The organism is Streptomyces sp. YIM 130001 (genome assembly GCF_003574445.1).
GTDB lineage: Bacteria > Actinomycetota > Actinomycetes > Streptomycetales > Streptomycetaceae > Streptomyces.
Genome location: NZ_KZ984576.1, coordinates 48360 through 54999, shown reverse-complemented (window position 1 = coordinate 54999; position 6640 = coordinate 48360). Strand labels below are relative to the sequence as shown.

Here is a 6640-nt window from a genome sequence, read left to right as displayed (position 1 = left end):
GTCGTCCGGATCAGCGTGGGCGCGAGTTGAGCCGGGCGGCCTGGCGCGTGAGGTGGTCGCGTTCGGGGATGGTCGGCGCCGATCGGGCGGCCCGCGCGTAGAGCCGTGCCGCGGTGGCCGGATCGCCGTCGCGCTCGTGCAGGTAGGCCTCGACGGCGGTGTACCGCGGCAGTGACGGATCGAGCGCCGCCAGGGCGGCGAGACCCGCCCGCGGGCCGTCGGCCTCGCCCACCGCGACGGCACGGTTGAGGCGGGCCACCGGGCTGTCGCTGAGGCGCACCAGTTCGTCGTACCACTCGACGATCTGCACCCAGTCGGTCTCCTCGGCCGTCCGGGCGTCGGCGTGCAGCGCGGCGACGGCCGCCTGGGCCTGGAACTCACCGAGGCGGTCGCGGGCGAGCGCGGCCTGCAGGATGTCGACGCCCTCGGCGATCAGCCGGGTGTCCCAGAGTCCGCGGTCCTGTTCGGCGAGCGGTACGAGACTGCCGTCGCGGCCGGTCCGTGCCGGGCGCCGTGCGTGGTGGAGGAGCATGAGCGCGAGCAGGCCCGCGACTTCCTCGTGGCTGATCCCGGCCGCCAGTTGGCGGGTGAGCCGGATCGCCTCGGCGGCCAGGTCGACATCGCCGGAGTAGCCCTCGTTGAAGACCAGATAGAGCACGCGCAGCACCGTGGCGACGTCGCCGGGCTGCTCGAGGCGGACTCCGGAGACGATGCGCTTGGCCCTGCTGATCCGCTGCGCCATGGTCGGCTCCGGCACCAGGTAGGCCTGAGCGATCTGCCGTGTGGTCAGGCCGCCGACCGCGCGCAGCGTGAGCGCGACGGCCGAGGCCGGTGTCAGGGAGGGGTGGGCGCACAGGAAGTACAGCTGCAGGGTGTCGTCCGCGGCCTCGCCCGGCTCCGGCACCGGCTCGGCGTCCACCAGCTCCTCGCGCCGCCGCCGGGAGGCGTCGGCGCGGACGGCGTCGAGGTACTTGCGCCAGGCCACCGTGATCAGCCAGCCCTTGGGGTCCCGGAGGGCAGGCGCGCCGCTCGGCAAGGAGTCGTCCGGCCACTCGCGCACGGCCTGGACCAAGGCCTCCTGTACGGCGTCCTCGGCCGCCGCGAAGTCGGCTCCGCGGCGGACGAGGACCCCGATCACCGCGGGCACCAGCTCGCGGAGCAGCGCCTCGTTCACTCGGTGGCCGCGGGCTGCACGCCGTAGAACGGCCGCACCTCGAGCCACTCGTGGATGGGCTTGCCGCCCGCTCCCGGAGCGGCGGAGAGCTCGCCGGCCAACTCGAGCGCCCGCTGGTAGGTCTCGACGTCGATCACCATCCAGCCGGCGATGAGGTCCTTGGTCTCGGCGAACGGACCGTCGGTGACCGGCGGCCGCCCCTCGCCGTCGTAGCGGACGAACGTGCCCTCGGAGGACAGCGCCTGGCTGTCGACGTACTCGCCGGTGCCCTCGAGCCGGGCGGCGAAGTCGTTCATGTACTTCAGGTGAGCGGTGACCTCCTCCGGCGTCCACCGGTCCATCGGGACATCGTTGACCGCAGCCGGGGCGCCTCGGTAGTGCTTCAGCAGCAGGTACTTCGCCATGGTCTTCTCCTTGGTGAGATGCGGCCATTGTGGCCGCGTTCGCACCTGGGACGGAGCAGCGCGCCCGTTCTCGACATCGTGCGGCGACTTTCCTGCGGAGAACTCCGAAGAGGCCCGTCAGCGGCTCGCCGTCCGGCGCTCAGTCGAGGAGGCGGATCGTCGGGGCCTGCTCGCTGGTGACCACCTTGCCGCCGCACTGGCCGCAGGACTCGCTGGCCGGACGCACCATATTGGTCTGGATCGAGGCCGTGCCCGGTTCGTCGGCGTCCTCGGGGCACTCGTACCCGATGTGCAGACGGACCCAGGGGTGCAGGGTCGGGGCCGCGTTGCGGTGGCCGCTGCGGGAGTCGTGGAACGGCGCCCACCAGAAGCTCACCACGGCGCGCAGCGCGAGCCGGTCCTCGCCCGAGGTGACGTCGAAGGCGGCGATCCGGGCGGCCGTGTAGTGCCCGGGGATGCCGGACCGGCTGCCGGAGCACAGTGCCCGCTCGGCACCGACCTCGAGGACCGTTGTGCGGTTGGTGCGTTCGCAGACGAAGCAGTCGATGCTCAGCTCGAGCTTGGACCGCCAGTGCAGGTAGTGGAATCCCTTGCCGCCGCCCGTCCGGCCGGCGACTTCCGCGTTGATCTCGACGCTGCGTTGCATGACGCTCCGGTCAGTCCTTGGCCGTGGACAGGACGGTGCCCTGCGCCACCGCGCAGAGCGTCTCGTCGCCGGCGTCGTCGCCGCCCGTCATCACCAGATCGCAGCGGACGACGGCCTGCCGCCGGCCGGCGTGCACCACCTCGGCGCGGGCGGTCAGGGTGGTGCCGCGGGCCGGGCGCACGTACTGGATGGAGTACCCGGCGGTGAGGACCGCGGCGCCGATGGCGGCTCCGGCGGCGAAGGTCAGGGCGTTGTCGGCCGCGTAGGACAGGACCCCGCCGTGCACGAAGCCGTTCTGCTGGAGCAGCTCGTCCCGGATGTCGAGCTCGAGGACGGCGGCGCCGTCGCCGAATGCGGTGATCCTGGCCTTCAGCAGACGACTGAACGGCTGGGCGTCGAGGACCTGTTCGGCCACGGAGAGGTCGAATCCTGTCATGGTGCTGTGCTCCTCCTGGGGCAGGCGGCTGGCTCAAGGGTGGTCAGCGGCCGTACGCAGGTCAACACGGCGGGGCCGGAGGCGACGGGGATCACGTCGCGCCGACCAGGAACGGCGGCAGTCATTCCGGCAAGTGCTCGTTCCGACAGGTGCTCGTTCCGGCAAGTGCTCGTTCCGACAGGTGCTCGTCGCGGCCGGTGCTGATCGCGGCCGCCGGCCACGGGGACCGCGCGCACCGCGATCCGGTCCGCCGGGGTGCGCCACCGGGCACACCCCGGCAGGATCGCCCCATGCCGAACCAACCGCGCATCGAGGAGCGCGCCCCCGTGCCGTTCGTGGGTGCCCGGAGCCGCGTCACCTGGGACAGCTTCGGACTGCTCGCCGACCGGCTGCCCGAGATCGTCGGCCGGCTGAGCGAGCGCGGCGTCACGCCGTCGGGCGGGCCCTTCTTCCGGTACGAGGTGATCGATCCGTCGGATCTCTCGCGGGAGCTGCAGGTGGTGGCGGGTGTTCCGGTCGGCGAGCGGGTGCGGGTGCCCGGCGACGACCTGTTCGCCGGCACGCTGCCCGGCGGCAGGTATGTGACGGTCACTCACATCGGGCACCCGGACGAGCTGTTCGCGGTCGCGGACTCGCTCCAGAAGTGGGCACGCGCCAAGCGCCTCGACCTGGACCTGACCCGCACGGACGAGGGCGAGGCCTGGGGCTGCCGACTGGAGAGCTACCGCTCCGATCCCCGCATGGAGCCCGACCTGAACCGCTGGGAGGCGGAGCTGTCCCTGCGCCTGCGCGATTGACCGAACCGCCTTACGCACAAGGGGAGTCGACACCCTGCTCCCGGCGGTCAGGCTTCGCCCGGATCCGTCGGTTCGTCGTCGAGGAGCCCCGCGTCGTGGGCGAGCAGGGCGATCTGGACACGGTTGTTGAGGTCGAGCTTGGTCAGGATGCGGGAGACATGAGCCTTCGTCGTGGCCACGCTCATGTACAGGTCGCGGGCGATCGCCGCGTTCGGCAGACCGCGACCGACGGCCACCGCCACCTCCCGCTCACGGTCACCCAGGGCAGCGAGCCGCTCCAGGGCCGCGGCCTTGCGCGGGTCGGCCGCGCTGGCCGCGGTGTGGTCCATCAGGCGGCGGGTGACGGCGGGCGAGAGCACCGGGTCACCGGCGGCGACGCGTCGTACGGCGTCGACGATCTCGGCCGGTGCGGTGTCCTTGAGGACGAATCCGGCGGCACCGGCCCGCAGCGCGCGCAGCACCTGGGCGTCCGCGTGGAAGGTGGTGAGCACCACCACCTCGGGGGCGTCGGGCCTGGCGCGCAGCTGCTCGGTGGCCTCCAGGCCGTCGACGACCGGCATCCGGATGTCCATCAGGACGACGTCGGGGCGGGCACTGTCGACCAGGGCTGCGACCTCCTCGCCGTCGGCCGCCTCACCGACGATCTCGATGTCCTCGGCGCCGCCCAGCATCAGGGCGAGCCCTGCCCGTACGAGAGGGTCGTCGTCGACGAGGAGCAGCCGGATCGCAGTCATGCGGATCACGGTATCCACCGGCGCGGCCGCCCCGACAGGACGGTCCCCGGCCGGGGTGGTTCCGGATCCGGCGAACGGCCCGTGCGGTGCCGGTCCGGAGGTGCCATCGGCATCCAACGGGCCTCGATCGTCTGTGCGGTGGCATAATCCGCGTGTTCGCGGAGAGCCACCGCTGTGGCTCTCCGGTACCGGCCAGAAACGCACGGGAGCCAGGTATGACCGGCGAAGACGCCAAGCTCGTGATCGACACCACCAGGCCGCACCCCGCGCGCATCTACGACTGGCTCTTGGGCGGCAAGGACAATTACCTGGTCGATCAGGAGATGGCCCAGAAGCTGCCGCCGGAGGCCCGTGACAACGCCCGGCGCAACCGCGCGTTCATGCACCGCGCCGCCGCCTGGCTGGCCGACCGGGGCATCGACCAGTACCTGGACATCGGCACCGGAATCCCGACCCAGCCGAATCTGCACCAGATCGTCCAGCGGATCGCGCCGGCCTCCCGCGTGGTCTACGCGGACAACGACCCGATCGTGCTCCGGCACGCCGAGGCACTCCTGGTGAGCACGCCGGAGGGCGCCACGGACTACATCCAGGCGGACGTCCGGGAGCCGGAGGCGATCCTCGAACGGGCCCGGGAGTTCATGGACTTCGACCGTCCCGTCGCCCTGTCCCTGATCGCGCTGCTGCACTTCATCACCGACGACGAGGACCCGTACGGCCTCACGCGCACCCTGGTGGACGCTCTTCCGCCGGGCAGCTATCTGGTCCTCACGCACGGCACGACGGACGAGCACCCGGAGCTGGCGAAGGGCGTGCAGAACACCTACAAGGAGGGCCAGGTCCCCCTGCGGATGCGCAGCCGCGAGGAAGTGCTGCCGTTCTTCGAGGGTCTCGAGCTCGCCGATCCGGGACTGGTGACGGCCACCCACTGGTACCGCGACGAGCCCGCTCCCCAGGCCGAGTTGAGCGGGTTCTACGTGGGTGTGGCGCGCGTTCCGTAGTCCGCTCACCGGTCGCTCGCGGAGTTCCGCGGCTTCGACTGTTCCGCCCAGGGCAGCCAGGCCGTGACGGTGAACCCGCCGTCGGGTCCGCGGCCGTGAGTCAGGCGGCCGCCGGCCAGGCCGGCACGTTCGGTGAGGCCGATCAGGCCCTGTCCGGAGCCCGGCACGACCGGGACGTCACCGGGCGGCGGCGGATTGGACACCCGCACGCTGAGCCCGTGTCCCGCGGATCCCTCGACGGTGACGGTGACTGCGGCGCCGGGTGCGTGCTTGCGGGCGTTGGTCAGCCCCTCCTGCACGATGCGGTAGACGTTGCGGCCCGCGCCGGTCGGGGCGTCGCCGGGTGACTCCACGTGGTTGTCAAGGGTGACCTTCATACCGGCCGCGCGTGACTCGGCGACCAGGGTCGGCAGGCCGGAGAGCGTCGGCTGCGGGCGCCCCGATTCCTCGGAGCCGTCACCGGCCCGCAGGACGCCGATGATCTCGCGCAGGTCCTGCAGCGCGTCGTGCGAGCTGTCCCGGATCACGCCGGCCGCCCGCGCGATCTCGTCGGTCGGGGCGTCGGGGCGGAACTCCAGGGCGCCGGCGTGCACGCTGAGCAGCGTGAGCCGGTGGGCGAGGACGTCGTGCATCTCGCGGGCGATGGCCTCACGGGCCTGACGCTGTGCCTGTTCGGCGCGGAGGGCGGCCTCGGACTCCGCACGGCGGGCGCGGTCGCGGAGCGAGAGCAGCAGCTGGCGGCGGGAGCGGACGAGCAGTCCGGTGCAGATGATCGTCACGTTGACCATCACGCCGAACACGGTCGACACCAGGTAGGACGCCTCACCGTCGGGCCGCAGCCAGTAGAAGAACCCGGTGGTGACGGTCGAGAAGCCGCCGATCCACGCGACATAGCGGAACGGGCGGTGCACGGCCAGGGTGAACAGGGCGACCGCCCCGGCCCCTCCGGACGACTCGGAGACCAGACCGAGCAGCACGAGGCAGGCGGCGAGCTGCACCGGCCAGCGCCGGCGCAGCCAGAGGGAGGCGCAGGCGAGCGCCCCGAGGATCTCGTCGGCGTCGGCGAGGCCGGTCGAGACGTGCGGGTTCGTCCTCAGCGCGTCGGCGGTGATCATTCCGATGCCGACGGCGAGCAGGAAGCAGATGAAGTCGACGATCCAGTCCCGCACCGTGCGGCGGGTGCGGCCGCGCTGCCGGTCCGGGTCGAGATCGTCGGCGAGGGCCGAGGGCAGCAGCCACGGCCATCCGTGGCCGTGCGCGTACGCGGGGCCGCCGGGCTCGGTCGATGCGGCGGCCTGCTCACTGTCCCTCATGGTCGACAAATCTACGCAGCCGTGGCCGGGCCGGCGCAGTACTGCGCCGGATCATCGACCTTGGTGAGGCAGGCACCGACTTTCGGACCGGCTCCGCGGCGCAGGTCCGCTACTCCCGGCACCGCAGCGGTCATC

8 protein-coding genes are annotated in these 6640 nt (G+C 72.2%); 2 read left to right on the top strand and 6 right to left on the bottom strand.

Annotation, left to right across the window (positions count from 1 at the left end; all coding sequences use genetic code 11):
- Window positions 1-10 precede the first annotated feature (10 nt).
- From DSC45_RS33845 to DSC45_RS33830, 4 genes are all read right to left on the bottom strand, one after another.
- The gene (locus DSC45_RS33845) at window positions 11-1174 is read right to left on the bottom strand and encodes an RNA polymerase sigma factor (protein ID WP_119295867.1); all 1164 of its coding nucleotides are present in this window, start codon (window positions 1172-1174) and stop codon (window positions 11-13) included.
- Window positions 1171-1578 (bottom strand): YciI family protein, encoded by a 408-nt coding sequence (locus DSC45_RS33840; RefSeq protein WP_119295866.1) that lies wholly within the window; start codon window positions 1576-1578, stop codon window positions 1171-1173. Before DSC45_RS33840 ends, DSC45_RS33845 begins: the two co-directional genes overlap by 4 nt.
- Window positions 1579-1717: 139 nt before the next feature.
- Window positions 1718-2224: a hypothetical protein gene (locus tag DSC45_RS33835; RefSeq protein ID WP_119295865.1), complete on the bottom strand. Its 507-nt coding sequence runs from the start codon at window positions 2222-2224 to the stop codon at window positions 1718-1720.
- A 10-nt stretch (window positions 2225-2234) separates the two neighbouring features.
- Window positions 2235-2660 (bottom strand): PaaI family thioesterase, encoded by a 426-nt coding sequence (locus DSC45_RS33830; RefSeq protein WP_119295864.1) that lies wholly within the window; start codon window positions 2658-2660, stop codon window positions 2235-2237.
- Window positions 2661-2950: 290 nt separating this feature from the next.
- Between DSC45_RS33830 and DSC45_RS33825 the strand changes: the two genes are divergently transcribed.
- On the top strand, window positions 2951-3457 hold the full coding sequence (locus DSC45_RS33825; protein ID WP_119295863.1) for a GyrI-like domain-containing protein: 507 nt from the start codon (window positions 2951-2953) through the stop codon (window positions 3455-3457).
- A 47-nt stretch (window positions 3458-3504) separates the two neighbouring features.
- On the opposite strand, the gene DSC45_RS33820 is transcribed toward DSC45_RS33825, so the two are convergent.
- Entirely contained in the window at window positions 3505-4191 is a 687-nt protein-coding gene (locus DSC45_RS33820; RefSeq protein WP_119295871.1) for a response regulator, read from the bottom strand.
- A 215-nt stretch (window positions 4192-4406) separates the two neighbouring features.
- Here DSC45_RS33820 and DSC45_RS33815 point away from each other — a divergent pair, with 215 nt between their 5' ends.
- Window positions 4407-5192: an SAM-dependent methyltransferase gene (locus tag DSC45_RS33815; protein ID WP_119295862.1), complete on the top strand. Its 786-nt coding sequence runs from the start codon at window positions 4407-4409 to the stop codon at window positions 5190-5192.
- A 5-nt stretch (window positions 5193-5197) separates the two neighbouring features.
- On the opposite strand, the gene DSC45_RS33810 is transcribed toward DSC45_RS33815, so the two are convergent.
- Window positions 5198-6505 (bottom strand): sensor histidine kinase, encoded by a 1308-nt coding sequence (locus tag DSC45_RS33810; protein WP_119295861.1) that lies wholly within the window; start codon window positions 6503-6505, stop codon window positions 5198-5200.
- Window positions 6506-6640: the final 135 nt, after the last annotated feature.